12 protein-coding genes and 1 pseudogene are annotated in these 14,136 nt (G+C 66.4%); 4 read left to right on the top strand and 9 right to left on the bottom strand.

Annotation, left to right across the window (positions count from 1 at the left end):
• Nucleotides 1–324: 324 nt before the first annotated feature.
• Nucleotides 325–567, bottom strand: a complete 243-nt coding sequence (locus OG900_18775; protein ID WUH91949.1) for a type II toxin-antitoxin system prevent-host-death family antitoxin — start codon at nucleotides 565–567, stop codon at nucleotides 325–327.
• 393 nt (nucleotides 568–960) lie between these two features.
• Entirely contained in the window at nucleotides 961–1,656 is a 696-nt protein-coding gene (locus tag OG900_18770; GenBank protein ID WUH91948.1) for an alpha/beta hydrolase, read from the bottom strand.
• 76 nt (nucleotides 1,657–1,732) lie between these two features.
• Here OG900_18770 and OG900_18765 point away from each other — a divergent pair, with 76 nt between their 5' ends.
• Nucleotides 1,733–2,359, top strand: coding sequence for a TetR/AcrR family transcriptional regulator (locus OG900_18765; protein ID WUH91947.1), 627 nt, complete (start codon nucleotides 1,733–1,735; stop codon nucleotides 2,357–2,359).
• Between the two features lie 187 nt (nucleotides 2,360–2,546).
• Complete coding sequence (locus tag OG900_18760) at nucleotides 2,547–2,828, top strand: hypothetical protein (GenBank protein ID WUH91946.1); 282 nt, start codon at nucleotides 2,547–2,549, stop codon at nucleotides 2,826–2,828.
• Nucleotides 2,829–3,943: 1,115 nt separating this feature from the next.
• Here OG900_18760 and OG900_18755 read toward each other — a convergent pair.
• Together OG900_18755 and OG900_18750 are read right to left on the bottom strand one after the other, a co-directional pair.
• Complete coding sequence (locus OG900_18755; GenBank protein ID WUH91945.1) at nucleotides 3,944–4,348, bottom strand: type II toxin-antitoxin system VapC family toxin; 405 nt, start codon at nucleotides 4,346–4,348, stop codon at nucleotides 3,944–3,946.
• On the bottom strand, nucleotides 4,341–4,619 hold the full coding sequence (locus tag OG900_18750) for a type II toxin-antitoxin system Phd/YefM family antitoxin (protein ID WUH91944.1): 279 nt from the start codon (nucleotides 4,617–4,619) through the stop codon (nucleotides 4,341–4,343). Before OG900_18750 ends, OG900_18755 begins: the two co-directional genes overlap by 8 nt.
• 678 nt (nucleotides 4,620–5,297) lie before the next feature.
• On the opposite strand from OG900_18750, the gene OG900_18745 reads away from it, so the two are divergent.
• Nucleotides 5,298–5,579, top strand: a complete 282-nt coding sequence (locus OG900_18745; protein WUH91943.1) for a hypothetical protein — start codon at nucleotides 5,298–5,300, stop codon at nucleotides 5,577–5,579.
• Nucleotides 5,576–6,004 (top strand): type II toxin-antitoxin system VapC family toxin, encoded by a 429-nt coding sequence (locus tag OG900_18740; protein WUH91942.1) that lies wholly within the window; start codon nucleotides 5,576–5,578, stop codon nucleotides 6,002–6,004. Before OG900_18745 ends, OG900_18740 begins: the two co-directional genes overlap by 4 nt.
• A gap of 367 nt (nucleotides 6,005–6,371) precedes the next feature.
• On the opposite strand, the gene OG900_18735 is transcribed toward OG900_18740, so the two are convergent.
• The 5 genes and pseudogenes from OG900_18735 to OG900_18715 form a co-directional block, all read right to left on the bottom strand.
• Nucleotides 6,372–6,830 carry a hypothetical protein gene (locus tag OG900_18735; protein WUH91941.1) on the bottom strand — a complete coding sequence of 153 codons (459 nt, stop codon included), beginning with the start codon at nucleotides 6,828–6,830 and terminating at the stop codon, nucleotides 6,372–6,374.
• A gap of 10 nt (nucleotides 6,831–6,840) precedes the next feature.
• The gene (locus OG900_18730; GenBank protein ID WUH91940.1) at nucleotides 6,841–11,547 is read right to left on the bottom strand and encodes a polymorphic toxin type 24 domain-containing protein; all 4,707 of its coding nucleotides are present in this window, start codon (nucleotides 11,545–11,547) and stop codon (nucleotides 6,841–6,843) included.
• 476 nt (nucleotides 11,548–12,023) lie between these two features.
• Nucleotides 12,024–12,525: pseudogene (locus OG900_18725) on the bottom strand (type II toxin-antitoxin system VapC family toxin).
• A 160-nt stretch (nucleotides 12,526–12,685) separates the two neighbouring features.
• Nucleotides 12,686–13,501: an HEXXH motif-containing putative peptide modification protein gene (locus OG900_18720; GenBank protein ID WUH91939.1), complete on the bottom strand. Its 816-nt coding sequence runs from the start codon at nucleotides 13,499–13,501 to the stop codon at nucleotides 12,686–12,688.
• A complete protein-coding gene (locus OG900_18715) occupies nucleotides 13,494–14,132 on the bottom strand; it encodes a 2OG-Fe(II) oxygenase (protein ID WUH91938.1) in 639 nt (212 codons plus the stop codon). The genes OG900_18720 and OG900_18715 overlap by 8 nt, the downstream gene beginning before the upstream one ends.
• Nucleotides 14,133–14,136: the final 4 nt, after the last annotated feature.

Genomic DNA, 14,136 nt, shown 5'->3' with positions numbered 1-14,136 from the left:
TTCGGGAAGCGAACGAGCAGTGCGGGACCGTACTTTTGTCGGAACTACGTGTACCTCGCGGGACGCTACTGCCTCTCCCACCTAGGTGCCAGGCCGTCTCCCCGTGGATGTCCAGGTATTCCTCCCGCTTCTTTGATCCGTACGGCGGCGCCCGTCTGCATGCCGGTTCGGCAAGATCCTCTGTGTGCCGGCGACCGGAGAATCACGCTGGGCGGAGGGACAGGCACCGACCGACGGCGAGGAGAACGGAGACGCAAGGACCGGACATCACGGCTGCGGATGTCGGTGTGCGGTCTTCGACGTCTCCGGCGAAACCGAGGCGGTTCACCGGATTCGCGGCCGGGTCCGTGCGCGGAGCCGGTGGGGGGGGGCATGCCGAGCGGTGCGGGACATGGCGGCGAACTCCGAGCGCGGGACGAACCGCCGGCGCCTGCGTAGCGGGATCAGCTCCCCGATCTGGTGCCCGTCGCGGGTGACGGTGAAGGACTGGCCGCCCTGGACGGCGTCCATGATCTCTTTGGACCGGTTGCGCAGGTCGCGCTGGGTGATCTCGGGCTGCGCTGACATGCCATGGTGGCACCCATCGCCGGGGCGGGCAGGCCCTTGTTCAGATGCTGGAAGAGGTTCGCAGCCGTGCGGCGGGTGTCGGCGACTGGCAGGTTGTCCGACTCGTCCAGGACTCCTTGGGCTACGCCGGGGACGGATCCTCCCACTCGACCTCAATCGCCGTGCGGCTGGCGCGTACTGCAGGAACGAGCTGACGTCGAGGACCCGGAAGAGACCGCGCGTCGGATCGTCACCTCACCCGAAGCCACCGCTCTTCTTGCCGCCGACACGCGGGGTGAGAGCTGCCGGCCTGGAGGCTTTGCGCAAGTAGCGGAGGACCCCACGGCATCCGAACGCGCCCTTCAGCGCGCACTGGAGGGGCGGCACTGGATTCTCGGCGGACGGTTGCTGCCGTCACACGCTCATCAGCAGGTCCCGGACGGCGGCGGGCCGGGACAGGAATGGGTGGTGGCCGGCGTCGAGTTCGACCACGTTGCCGGCCCGGCGGGCGAACTCGCGCTGTAGGCGCGGCGGGGTGCCCCGGTCCTGGGCGCAGACGAGGTAGGTCGAGGGCACCTGCTGCCATGCGGCCGCCCCGACTGGCTGCCCGATCACTTTCGCGCTCTGCCGGGCCAGGTGGTCCGCCGCCTGCGTCCGGACCTCGGGGGCGCAGTCCTGCAGGAATGTGTCCACGAGCAGCTCGGGGCGAACCCCGAAGGTGCCGGCGCCGGGGTCGACGTCGAGGAATGGGGCGGGGCTGCCGTCCCCGAACTCCGACAGGCTCTGCCCGACCTCGGGCAGGTAACTGGAGACCATCACCAGGTGGCGTACCGACCCGATGCCCGCGGCGGCTTCCGCAGTGACGATGCCGCCGTAGCTGTGGGCGACCACAACGGTCGGCTCGGCGCTGTCCAGCAGCGCCTGCCGCACCGCCGCGACGTCCTCGGGCAGCCCCGAACCGTCGGCGCCTCCGGGCAGGCCCGCCTCGCCGCAGCTCGGCAGCGCCGGGGCCACGCTCAGTACCCCCCGCTCCTGCAGCAGCTCGGCGGTGCGGTGCCACCACCACGACCCGTCCCGCACGCACGCCCCATGCACGAACACGACCCTCATCGCTACCTCCACGTCTGCCTTGACCGCCTTTCGATCAACGGTAGACGTAGCCGTCGTTACGGGAAAAGATGTCGCCATGGGCAGACGACCGCAGCCACACATCAAGAACAGGCTGCTCGACGCCTGCGCCGATTACGCCCTCGCGCACGGCCTCCCCGACCGGCTTGAGCCGCTGGCGACCGCCACCGGCACGTCGGCCCGAATGCTGATCTATCACTTCGGCACCCGCGACGCACTGTTGCGGGCCGTCCTCGGGCACGCGCGCCAACGTCAGCTCGACACGTTCGGCGACCTCCTGCGAGTGCGACCCGACGAGCCCTACACCGTCACCCTGGAGCGCGCCTGGACCTCGATCACCGGCTCGGACGGGCGGCCGTACCTGCGGATGTTCAGTCAGCTGCGCGAGAGCGCAGTGCAGCGGTTGTGGCCCGACTTCCGGCGCACCGCCACGACCGATTGGCTCGGGCCGCTCGAGGACGGCCTGCGCAGCATCGGCCGGCCGGAGCTGGCGACGCTTGTCCTCGCCGTCATCCGCGGTCTCCTCATGGACCTCGACGCCACCGCCGACACCACCCGCACCGACCGGGCCTTCCACGACTTCCTCGCCGCAGTCGAGCACCTGCCTCGCGACGACGACCGCTACCGCTCCCAGGAACTCGCCAGCGGCAGCAGGACCAGCACCGTCACGGTGTCGGGCACGTAGCGCTGTGTCGCCCGCCGACCGCCTGATGCGAGGCAGGGACTCCGATAAAGACCGGAGGTGAGGGGCCATGGGGTGCGCGTTGTCTCCGGTTGGCGACCGACGGCTTCGAGGATTTCCTGTTGTCGAGGCCCTTCGAAGGACTGGATTTCGGGGCGTGCTCCTATGACGATGATCAGGCAGGCGATCGGTGATCTACCTGCTCGATACGAACGTCGTCGCGGAGCTCACCACGAGACTTCGGCCCGATCCCCGCGTCGTGGCCTGGCTGCGTTCGACCGCGCGGCCCGACCGCTTCCTGAGCGTCGTCACCATCGCTGAAATCGAAGCCGGCGTAGCGGCGACCCCGGACCCGCACGGCAAGCCCGGTACGCCGAGATCCTCGCGGCTGCCCGGCTGGAATACCGGGACCGCATCGCTCCGATCGGCGAGCCCGAGGCGGCGGCTTATCTCTCTGTCCACAAGGCGATGAAGGCCGCCGGCGCGAGCATCGACCCGCCGGACGCCCTCATCGCCGCCACCGCGCCGGCCAACGGCTGGACCGTGGCCAGCCCGCAACATCAAGCACCTTGAGCGCACAGGCGCCGCGGTGATCAATCCCTGGGATCTCAACCCGTAGCAGCCTCGGTGGAGCAGCTACCCTGCCTTCGACACGGTTGGTCGGAGGGCGTACTTGCCTGACACGCTCGCTGAGGTGGACCGGGCTCTCGCCTCGCCTCCCCGGTTGGATCGTTCGGTGGGCGGATGTACCCACTGTTTTTGCGGGATCGGAATTGCATGCTCTGGGCCGGGATTCCGCAGCCGTTTCGAATGAACTCCTCCGGTAATTCATGCGCAAAGCCGTTGACCATGGGGACGCGGACCAGCACGCCGTTTTGTGGCGTCGCGTTCTGCCTCGTGCGCTGCGTTCCGGGGGTCCGGGGGTCGACTCCGGTGGGACACCGGGCCTGGAGATGGGCCGACTCGCCAGTGCCGGTGCGCAGCTGACGCGGTGGCCGGCGGCGGAGCGCGTCGCGGTAGAGCGCGCTTCGGGGTGCTGCCGGCCGACACGCAGCCGTGCCGGCCCCCGAACGTCCTCCGTCGCGACACTGCGTGGCTGGCGCCGCGGTGTCCGCGTGCACTTCCGGAAGGTCAACTGTCCGCGTATATAAGGGAATTTGCTGATGGAAGGGCGCGGTCACCGAATCGAGAGGGCCAACTGTCCGTGTTTGCTGAGCGCTTAGGCTGGTGGTGCACGTCACATGAAGTCCGTCTCGCAATTCGAGAACTGTCTCGTATGAGCATTCGACGAGACTCCGATTTCGAACGCCGCGTGGCGCCAGTTGACCGCCCGATGTGGTGCGCAAGTGGTGCGCGGTCCTTGAATTGGGCTAGACAACAGATAAGCCCCAGGCTGCTGACCTGGGGCTGTGCAATGGAGCGGATGACGGGAATCGAACCCGCGCTCTGAGCTTGGGAATCACGTGGGCCGTCGTGAAGTAGGTGCTGGTCAGCGCGATTTCGGGCTGACCAGCGGGTGCGCCGCAGCCTCCAGCGCTGGCCGAGGTTGACCGTCGTGTACCGCTGCGAGTGGTGCGGGCGGGTCCGTCAGACGGCGACGACGGTCAGGGAGCTGTCCAGCCCCTTGAAGTCGTCGGCGTTGCGGGTGAACAGGGGGAGGCCCTGGACGGAGGCGATGGCGGCGATCATGAGATCCATCCTCCGAGGGCGTGGATCGCGGCCTGCGGCGATGGCAAGCGCGACGAGCGTGCCGTAGCGGGCGGCTGCGTCCCCGTTGAACGGGAGGGGGTCGAAATCGGCGACTGCCGCGCCCAGTTTTTCCATGCGAGCGGCTCGGACGGCAGCGTCCTTGGCCATGGCGACCCCCTGCTGCAACTCGGCCATCGTGATGGCGGTGAGTTCGGGTACCGCTGGTAGGTCCGCCGGGTCGAGCACGTCCAGATCGATGTACGTGCAGGTGTCGAGCACACCGGCCGGGTGGCGCTCAGCCATGGCTGCGCTGCCAGGGGTCGTCGTCGCCGGCACGGTCTTCGGTCCCGAAGAACTCGTCCGCTTCCTGTCGCATGCGGGCGGCGTCGACGCGCGGCAGTCTGCGGTGCCGCTCCACCAGTTCTTCGGCACTCAGGCGACGTCTGCGGTGAAGGGGGCGCAGCTCTGCGACCTCGGTGCCGTTACGGGTGATGTGGTAAGTCTCGCCGGCTTCGACGGCGTCCATGACGGCCGCGGAGTTGTTGCGGAACTCGCGCTGAGTGATGGTCTTCATGACCCGAGTGTAGCGCGTCGTGTCTCACGGTGCTACGAGTCCGTGGGGGCGGTGTCGGTGGGCAAACGAGCGCTGTGACCGCCGGGTGGCTGCCGTCATCGAGGTCCGGAGTTGGGTCCACGACCAGGAGGAGGCCGACTGTCCAAGTCCGCGAACGCGCCAAGACCCGCAGTCAACGCCGGCAATGCCGGGGCGCTCGCGACCCAAAGCCACCTGACCACCCCGGCACGCCCGTGCGGCTCGGACGTTCCAGCCGGCGGCGTGGAGACATCTGGGTGGCGGGGCCGCTGCACTCCGGCAGGAGGAGGCGTTGGAATTTCTTTCACCGGGAATTGGCGGGGAGGTAATCGAGCCTCAATGAATTAAGCCCCAGGTCTCCGACCTGGGGCTTACCAATGGAGCGGATGACGGGAATCAAACCCGCGCTCTGAGCTTGGGAATCACGGGTACTTGGTTCGCGTCCGTCCAGCTCACGTGGCTGCCGCCGTTCCCGCGGGGAGGGCAGGGCAGGTCCGCGCTGACTCTGGTTGGCCTTGGTGTACCGCTGCTACTGGTGCGGTAGTGGTGCGGCGACTCGCGGCTCGGGAGGCTTCGGCGCCGACTCCTTGCCCGTGGAGGTGACCGGTGCCCTTAACCTGGTATGAGACGGCAGCCTACGTGGGGCGAAGGGGGAAGAAGATGACCACTGCACCTGGCGGCGTTCCGCGCTCGTCCAGGTCTGCGGCGACGGCGCATCCGTTGCGGACCATCCGCGACATCCGGGAGTCCCTCCCGGATGACCAGGCCCGGCACTTCGACGCGGAGCTTGCGGACACTGAGCTTGAGGCGCTGCCGGAGATGCTGAGCCGATGGGTGCGGCTGGCCACTGACGGCTTCGAGGAGTTCCTGCTGTCCCAGCCCTTCGAAGGGCTGGAGTTCGGCGGACGGTCCTACGACGACGACCAGGCGGGCGATCGGTGATCTACCTGCTCGACACCAACGTCGTCGCGGAACTCACGACGCGTCTTCGGCCCGACCCTCGTGTCGTGGCCTGGCTCCGTTCGACCGCGCGGCCCAATCGCTGTCTGAGTGTCATCACCGTGGCCGAGATCGAAGCTGGCGTGGAGGCCACCCCGGACCCGGCTCGGCAAGCCAGGTATGCCCAAGTCCTCGCCACAGCTCGGCTGGAGTACCGGGACCGCATCGCGCCGATCGGCGAACGGGAGGCCGCGGCCTACCTTGCTGTCCACAAGGCGCTGAAGGCCGCCGGCACGAGCATCGACCCGCCGGACGCCCTGATCGCCGCCACCGCGCTGGCCAACGGCTGGACCGTTGCCAGTCGCAATATCAAGCATCTGGAGCGCACCGGCGCTATGGTGACCAATCCCTGGGATTTCAACCCGTAGCAGAGCGCTCGCGATCGCATTTAAGCGGTGAGCCTAATTCTGGATGACGAAATGCCCCAGGCAATCGGCCTGTGGCATTTACTTTTTGGAGCGGATGACGGGAATCGAACCCGCGCTCTGAGCTTGGGAATCACAGGGGCTTCTGGTGGCGTCTCTGCAGGTCAGCTGGCGCTTGTGCCCAGTGGTGGGTCTACGTTCGATGTCCGCGCCTGGCTGTGGTTCTCCGTGGTGTACCGCTGGAGCTGGTGCGGGAGTGGCTCGGTGTCGTTCAGTCGGGCTGCTCCCCGGCCCGTGCGGGGATGGCCCCCGCGAGGTCGACCCGCTTGCCGAGGTTGTCCTGCTCCCCGCCCGGGTAGGGCGGAAGGCCTCACGAAACGGCGCTGCCGGGGCGTTCGCTGACGAAGGACACGACTGGACCGTCCTCGGTGTCCATCGCCTGGACAGAAAAGCTTCTTCTTGGAAAAGTCGTCGTCAGACGGATCCGCCACACTGTTGCGATGTCCTCAGCCAGGGACAGCGCGTTGGCGCGCGAGGTGGCGTCGTCGGCGATGTCGACGTACAGATACAGCTTGAGCTGATTCAGGGTGGCTTCGATTGCCGTGACGTCGCCGTCCAGTGTGGAGCGCCAGGTGCCGAAATTCTCGGGATCGTATGATCGATCCCATAGGACGCACCCGTCCACCTCGACGAATTCCGGCAGGAACACGCGCGACAGGGCAATCCATTCAGCTATTCCAGTGGATTGGGAAAGGAAGTCGATGTAGTCGGCGCGGTGACCCGTCGATTCCGTCCATTCCCTGATCTGAGGGTCTCTCATCGGGTTCATGCGGCATTCCTTATTGCGGAAGTTCGTCAGGCCTGGCGGGCCGTGGCATCTTATCCCATGTCAGGAACGTCTGTCCTGTCCTCGGGTTGACGTTCTTGTGCGTCTCAAGCACATGGGGCGCCGGAACGCCGCCGTGCGGTGCGGAGTCCGGGTCCACATCTACCCGCTTCACCGGGAGTCCATCTCTGCCGTAGACCGCGTACGCGGTTACGCTTCCATCCTGTTTGCGGCGCACCAGAATTTCATCGGGATTGGCGGACTTCGGGAATCTCCCCTGGTGCGGAGTCGCGTTCGAGAGGTCTATCCCGCACTTCGGATTGAGGCCGAGCGGGTCGGACCAGTTCAGCGCATTGAGCACGTAGGCGTGGTGGTTGTCCGCCGGCTCAAGGCCGAGCGGGTCCGCGCTGATGTACTTGGCGATCTCAGGATCGTAGTAGCGGGCATAGTTGTAGTTGAGGCCCGTTTCGGAGTCCGCATACTGCCCGGGGAAACGGAGCGGGCAGTCAACGAGAGTGACCTCCGCTTCGACTGGAAGCGATGTGCCCCAGTGAGTCGGGTTTCGCTTCCAGACTACTTCTCCCTCGGGTGTCACCAGTTCGGTCGGCGTACCGACGGAGTCCGTGACCACGGCATGGAAACGCGTGCTGCGGCTGGTGGACGAGTGGTGCGTGATGACGGCGCGCAAGGGCTCGTTGTCACTCCAACCGACCGGTCCGCGGTTCCTCTGCGCGAGCGGAGTGTGGGTGCCGGGGGTGAAATCCCACGTGGTCACCTGGCCGTCGGCCGCCCGCTGCTCGATCAGGCGGGTCTCGTCCCAGGTGAAGTCCGTACGGTCGGCGGCCGAGCCGCCCTCGGTCAGGCGGTGCTTGGATATCCGGCGTCCCAGCGGGTCATAGGCGTAGCGCCAGCGCCGTCCGTCCGGCGTCACTGCTTCGGTGAGGCGGTCCTCGGCATTCCACGAGTACGTCCAGGTGCGGCGTTGCCCGCTGAGCAGTTTGCGGGTTTTTCGGATCAGGCGACCCTGCGCGTCGTGTACGTACGTCGTATGCCCGGCCCGGCGTACGAGGGTGCCGCTGACGGCGCGTTCGCCAGCCGCCTCATGGGCGGGTGCCGTCGCGTGAGTGACGTTGCCGGCCGCGTCGTAGGCGTACGTCTCGCTCCAACCATGGGCACGCACCTCGGTCACCCGGCCCATAGTGTCGAGTCCGAACCGACGTGTGCGTGAAGAGAGGTCGCTCACCTCGGTGAGGTAGCCGTCGGCGCGGTGGGCGAACGTGCGGTGGATGAGCCGGTCGTCTCCGTCGCCACGCCTCCGGATTGTCTGCTCGGTGAGGCGGTGAACGGGGTCCCAGGACTGCGTGAGCCCGATGCTCTCGCTGAAGCGCCGCTCGCGCTCCCGGCCGGCTGCGTCGTAGGCGAACGTCAAGGAGTCCGTGCCGGCGGCGATCGCCGAGGGTCGGCCTGTCGGATCGTAGGTCCACAGCGATGTCAGCCCGGACGGCGTGGTTCGACAGGTGACACGCCCGAGTGCGTCCCGCGAGAAGGTGACCGTCCGGCCGTTGACCGTCTCCGCGAGTACGCGGCCGCGGGCGTCGCGCTCGACGGCGACCACCGCGTCGCGGTTCACGCTGCCTGTCAGATGACCGGAAACGCTGTACTGGTAGGTGGTGCCGTCCAGGTCCGTACGTTGCTCGGTGACACGGCCGAGTGCGTCGCGTGCGAAGCGCAGCACGTCGCCCACGCCGTTGGTTCGGGACGTCAGGTTGCCCGAGGCGTCGTAGGAATACGCCAGACGACGGCCGTTGAAGTCCGTCTCCGTGACCAGGCGCCCCGCCTCGTCGTACTGGTAGGACCACGTGAGCCCCTGGGGGTTCGTCACGCCGACCAGTTGGAGTTCAGAGTCGTAGGCGAAGGCGTATGTCACGCCGTCCGGATCCGTCCGTGTAGCGGGCAGGTCGAAGTGGGTGGTCGTGTGGCGGGTGACATTGCCGGCGGGGTCGGTATGGCTGGTCAGGTTGCCTTCCGCATCCCAGGTCCACGATTCCCTGGAACCGTCGGCATGCTCGCGCCGCTCCACCATGCCCTCGGGCGTCCAACTCGTGCGGGTGGTGAGCCCGAGAGGATCGACGACCTCCACGACGTGTCCGAACGGATCACGCCGGATGACAGACCTATGCCCGGCCTCGTCGGTGATCGCGACCACCAGCCCGGCGGAGTCGGTGGCGAATGTCCGAGTGTGGCCGACGGCGTCGGTAGTGGAGAGCAGGTGCCCCGACGCGTTGTAGGCGTGTCGGGTTTCCGCGCCCAAGGGATCCGTTGCGACGAGGAGATTGCCTCGCTCGTCGAACGAGTGCCGCCAGGTCGCCCCACCCGGTTCGACGACCGCGGTGGGCCGGTGAAGGGAATCGTAGGAAGCATGCGCGACCGAGCCGTCCGCCAGGAGCAGTTCCGTGAGGTTGCCTACCTCGTCGTAGGCGTAGCGGGTCGTGTGCCCCAGCGGATCCGTCGTGGCGATGAGATGCCGGTTGGCCGGGTCCCACTGCTGGGTGGTCGTGTTGCCGAGGGGATCCGTTTCACAGACGAGTCGATAAGCAGCGCTGTGTCGGTAAGTGCTGCTGTGGCCGAGCGAGTTGGTGTAAGTGGTTGTGCGGCTGGCGCCGTTGTAGCTGAAAGTGCTGTTCAGGAACCCTTCGGTGCCACGTGTCGCGACGCAGCGGCCCCGGTGGTCGTAGGTGTAGTGGTACGAGGTGTCGTTGCGGTCGGTCCAGGAGGTGATCCGGCCGGCGGTGTCGTAGGTGAAGCGGTAGGGGACGGCGGTGGAGTCGGTGACAGCGGTGAGGTGGCCGGACTCGTCGTAGGCGTATGCCCGCACGAAGGTGCCGGGCGAGTCGGGTGCGGCGGGGTCGAGTAGTCGCAGGGCGGTCACGCGGCCGTTGCCGCTGCTGAGGGTGAGGTGGTAGCCGCCACTGTGGTGGATCTCGATGGGGACGCCGTCGTCGTCGTGGGTGATCGCGTAGGAGTTGCCGTTGCGGTCGGTGACTTCGGTGAGCGGTAGCGGCATCGGGCCGCCGGGCGTGGCTGTCGCTCCTGGGACGGTGGTGAAGTGGAGGGTGTGGCCGGCTTCTGTTTTGGTGATGCGGAGTGGAGAGCCGGGTGTGCCGTCCCATTCCAGCGGCCAGCGGGGGCCGTGGGAGGGGAAGGCGGGGACGCCGGGCTGCGGGACGGGGTAGAGCAGGATCGAGCCGTCGTCGGCGACGAAGGCGACTCCCTGGTCGTCGAGTTCGAGGCGTTGGTCGAGGGCGGAGGCCCAGGAGGGTCCGTAGAAGCGGCCGATCCGGTAGGACGACAGGTGGGTGCGTTGCAGGACCAGGGGGAGGGTGCCGGGGAGGGTGAGGTCGGTCTGGGTGAGGATCATGTCGCCGGTGGCGACGTCGATCGGGTCCGAGAGGCACTTCTTCGCGGCTTGTTCGATGGCGCTCTTTGCGGGGTCTTCGGCTGCGGCGCGGGCCCCGTTCTTGACGGCTTGTTCTGCTGCGTCTTTTGCTGCGTTCTTGGCGGCGTCCTCTGCGACGGTTTTGCCGGCGGCGCTGCCGCCGTCGGTGGCGATGGCCAGCAGGATGTTGCCGACGAGTCGGCCGCTTGCTTCGGAGCCGTCGGAGCCCCATCCGGTGCCGAGGATGATGCCGGGGAGTCGTTCGGGGTGGGCGGTCATGTCGACCAGGCCGGCGGCGGTGGCGTTGAGGTGGGTCAGGTATTGGGCGGGGTGGGTGAGGTTGTAGGGGTCGGTGGGGTTCAGGCCGCGGACGAACTTCTCCAGGTCGGTCACCGAGCGGACCAGGCCGCCGGCGAAGTGCTCGACGGCGATGGGTGCGGCTCTGCCGACGTCGCCGAGGTCGTTCTCCATCCGGCCGGTGAAGTCCGGTTTCTTCGGCGCCAGTTCGGTGGCCGTGCGGACCTTGGCCTCGGCGGTGGCGGCGGCGCTGTCGCGCTGCTTGCGGGCCGCGTCCAGAGTGTCCTTGGCGGCCTGCCTGTCCTTCGCGCCGGGGTCGGTGAACGCCGCCGGTGCGACGGGTTTGGCGCCGGGGTCTGTGCCGTCGTCGACCTTGTCGTTGTAGGCCTTCACGTCATCGTGGTAGGTGTCCACGGCCGCGTTGTACGCGTCGGCGGCCGTTTTGCGGGCGGCGACGCCCTGCTTCCAGAGCCGCACGGCTTCCTTGGCCTGGCCTTTGGCCCAGTCGACGGTTTCGGCGTAGGTCTCCAGGGCGAGTCCGGCTTCGGCGCAGGCGGTGGCGGCGTGGGCCCATTTGGCGGGCTGGGCCGTGAACTTGGCCCGGAAGGCTTCCGCGCCCGCGCCGTCCCAGTCCCCGGGGTCGAGATGGGCCAGGCCGGTGTGGCCGGTGTCGAAGGCCAGGGAGAGCCTGGCCAGGTGCAGGACCGCTTCGCGGATCTTGGCCGGGTCCCCGTGCAGCAACTCCTCGGGCTGGTCGGTCTGGCCGAGTTGCTGCTCGGCGACGTGGGCGCCGAGGTCGTCGGCGATGTGGTCGCCCTTGTCCTCGACCCAGTCCGCTGCGTCGTCGAGTCCGACGTGGTCCAGGCCGTCGCCGACGATGTGGGCGCCGTCGTCGATGATCTCGCCGGCCTTCTTCTTGACCTTGTCGACGCCGTGCTCGATCCCGTCCCCGACCTTGTTGACGGCACCCTTCCAGCTGAACCCCATCCGCCCCACCCCCACGGCAGTACGACAGTCACGAACCTAGCAACCACCGGTAGCGGAGTCATCACCGCTCGGGACGCGGATGCCCGAACATGCCCTCGGCGCACGCCCGTTCGCCGCCCGTCCCTCCGGCTCAGGGCCTCACGTACACCGCCGGACGCGGAATCCACCGGAACGCCCAGAAACGAATGGCGCCAATTGACCGCCAGATGCGGTGCGCGAGTCGTGCGGGTTCTTCAATCGGCCCGCCCGGACGACAAAAAGGCCCCAGGTCTTCGACCTGGGGCTGTGCAATGGAGCGGATGACGGGAATCGAACCCGCGCTCTGAGCTTGGGAATCACAGGGGCTCTGTCGGCGTATCTGCTGGTCAGATGACCCCTGTACCACCAGGTGCCTTACGTCCGCGCGCTCGTGTCTGGCCGCTATTGTCCGCAGGTTACCGCTGTGTGTGGTGCGGTCGTGGTGCGACGAGTACGACTTACCGGTCGTGGAGGACGATGGGTCGTGTGACCGGTACGACGGTGAGGAGGCCTTCGAGGCCCTTGTAGTCGTCGGAGTTGGTGGTGGAGAGGGGGAGAGAGTCTTCGGCGAATGCGATGGCGGCGATCGTGAGGTCGGCGACGCGGTGGCGGGGTTTGCGTCCGGCGCCGATGACGGCGGCGCAGACTCTGCCGCAGATGGCGGCGGCTTCGGTGTCGAAAGGGGATGGGGTCGAACTCGTTCTCGGCGCGTTGCAGGATGTCGAGGCGTCGGCCGCGTTCCGCTTGCTCGTCGTAGTCGTCCTGGTCCTCCTTCCGACGCACCGCGTGCGGCCCTGCTGAGAGTTCGGCCAGGGTGACGGCGGTGATCGCCAGTTCGGCGGGGAGTTCCGCGGGGTCGATCCATTTTTTGCGCAGGATGACGATGTTGGTGTCGAGCAGGCCCTGCGCGTAGTCAGCGGGCGTAGGGGTCGTCCGTCTCGTGCCCGGCGGAGGCCTCATGGTCGACCCCGGACGCCTCCAAGGAGAAGCCGCACGCGGTGCGGGAGATGGCCGCGAACTCCGAGCGCGGAACGAACCGCCGTAGGCGAAATGGGGGTTACCAGTTTCCCCGATTCGGCAGCCAGCGGAATTATCCAATGGCCCCGCCGAGATGCCTTTCTCAAGCTGTAATAATTTCAAGACAACGCCGCCACAAATCAATGCCTATTTCAGAAAGTCCTTCCGGCGTCTCCGAGAGAGAGGCGATTTCATGTTCGATCGCGGCGCTGCGCTTGTGGCAGTATTGGCTCCATTCGCTGCGTACGCCCGCCAGAATGCCGAGCGCCTGGTGGATGACGGCAAAGACGTAGAGGCCATGCAGAAGTCCGGTGACCGGCCGAAATTCATCCTTCCATGGCGAGTAACCACTTACGCGATCATCTACGGCTAGAGGCTCGATGGAGTCTATAAAGGTAAGTTGAAGGTGCATTGACTCATGGATGATCGACTCGGTCACTCTGAGTAATGCATCCCGCTCGTCCTTTTTCGGTATCGAGATAAAGATTGAGAATGGCAGCTCGGGTGTGCTGTGGCTGACGTCGTGGTCCTTCAGAGACTGAAGTGGATGGATCGCCTTCACGACCCGGCCGACATTTTCAGTCATACTCGGAACATGCTTGAGCACGTCAGCTGCCGCTTGGATCAGCTTATGGATCTGTGGATCACGGCTGTCAGCGAAATTCAGACCCTCAAATCCTGCTGCTGTCTCGGCGGGTAAATATTCAATATGCGATAGGTGGGGACCAAACCGAATGTCACCACCATCAGGGGCGGGAGGTTTCGCATCGCCCGCCAGCCAACGAGACGTCCCATATTGTTCGGCGAGAATCAGCTGAACTTGATTGCGCGATACGAAGTCCGCAACGAGTTCCACCGCCAGTCCGGGGAACCAAAGCGGTTCCTCCTTGTCAAGGCGCAGGCTGAGGGAGTTAGCCACGTCGAGCCCTAAGCGAGTAAATGACCGTGTATCGCGCTCCACCGTGCATCTCGGACACTGCGTGAAAAGAATGGGGTGAGATTTCAAAAGCAAGTGCGCTCAGGTGTTCCGGACGCAGCACACGGTGAAAGTCAGCGGGGTCGCCAGAGTTGAAGAGCATCAGAAAGCCGCCATCAGTGTCAGCCAGACCGCGGTTGAGCTGGACGGTCAGTCGGTGCGTCTCTTCTCCGACGAGGTAGTCGTTGTGTATGCCGATTCGATGTCCGCGCACGAGCTTATGGCATACGACGTTGACGTCAGACTCGAAATCACATCCGAACATTTCTGTCATCGCGGTGCCGACGGCATCAAGGATGTCGTATCTCGTCAGGTAGGAAGCTGCTGGCGATGCATTATCCCAGCAGCTGAGCTCGTACTGCTCGTAGAACTCAGTCCGCTTCGCGATCCACGGCGCGTCGCGCTCAAACCATTCGAGCACACGCTCACCGATCTGTGGCGTGAAACACTTAGTCAACGTCGCGTATCGAAAGGGAGTTGCGGCCATCTCGCGGCGATGCAGATCGGGCCGCGGCCACACCGCCGTACTGGATTGCTGCAATGAGTCTTGTCCAGGCCGAGAATTGGTTGTCACGGCG

This window comes from Streptomyces sp. NBC_00433, assembly GCA_036015235.1.
Lineage (GTDB): Bacteria > Actinomycetota > Actinomycetes > Streptomycetales > Streptomycetaceae > Actinacidiphila.
This window is presented reverse-complemented; position numbering and strand designations above follow the sequence as displayed.

Bases quoted from the DNA above. Each gene is read 5' to 3' on its own strand.
- OG900_18735 (WUH91941.1), bottom strand. From the start codon at position 6,830: ATGAACCCGATGAGAGACCCTCAGATCAGGGAATGGACGGAATCGACG.
- OG900_18745 (WUH91943.1), top strand. From the start codon at position 5,298: ATGACCACTGCACCTGGCGGCGTTCCGCGCTCGTCCAGGTCTGCGGCG.
- OG900_18775 (WUH91949.1), bottom strand. From the start codon at position 567: ATGTCAGCGCAGCCCGAGATCACCCAGCGCGACCTGCGCAACCGGTCC.
- OG900_18770 (WUH91948.1), bottom strand. From the start codon at position 1,656: ATGAGGGTCGTGTTCGTGCATGGGGCGTGCGTGCGGGACGGGTCGTGG.
- OG900_18765 (WUH91947.1), top strand. From the start codon at position 1,733: ATGGGCAGACGACCGCAGCCACACATCAAGAACAGGCTGCTCGACGCC.
- OG900_18750 (WUH91944.1), bottom strand. From the start codon at position 4,619: ATGAAGACCATCACTCAGCGCGAGTTCCGCAACAACTCCGCGGCCGTC.
- OG900_18755 (WUH91945.1), bottom strand. From the start codon at position 4,348: ATGGCTGAGCGCCACCCGGCCGGTGTGCTCGACACCTGCACGTACATC.
- OG900_18730 (WUH91940.1), bottom strand. From the start codon at position 11,547: ATGGGGTTCAGCTGGAAGGGTGCCGTCAACAAGGTCGGGGACGGGATC.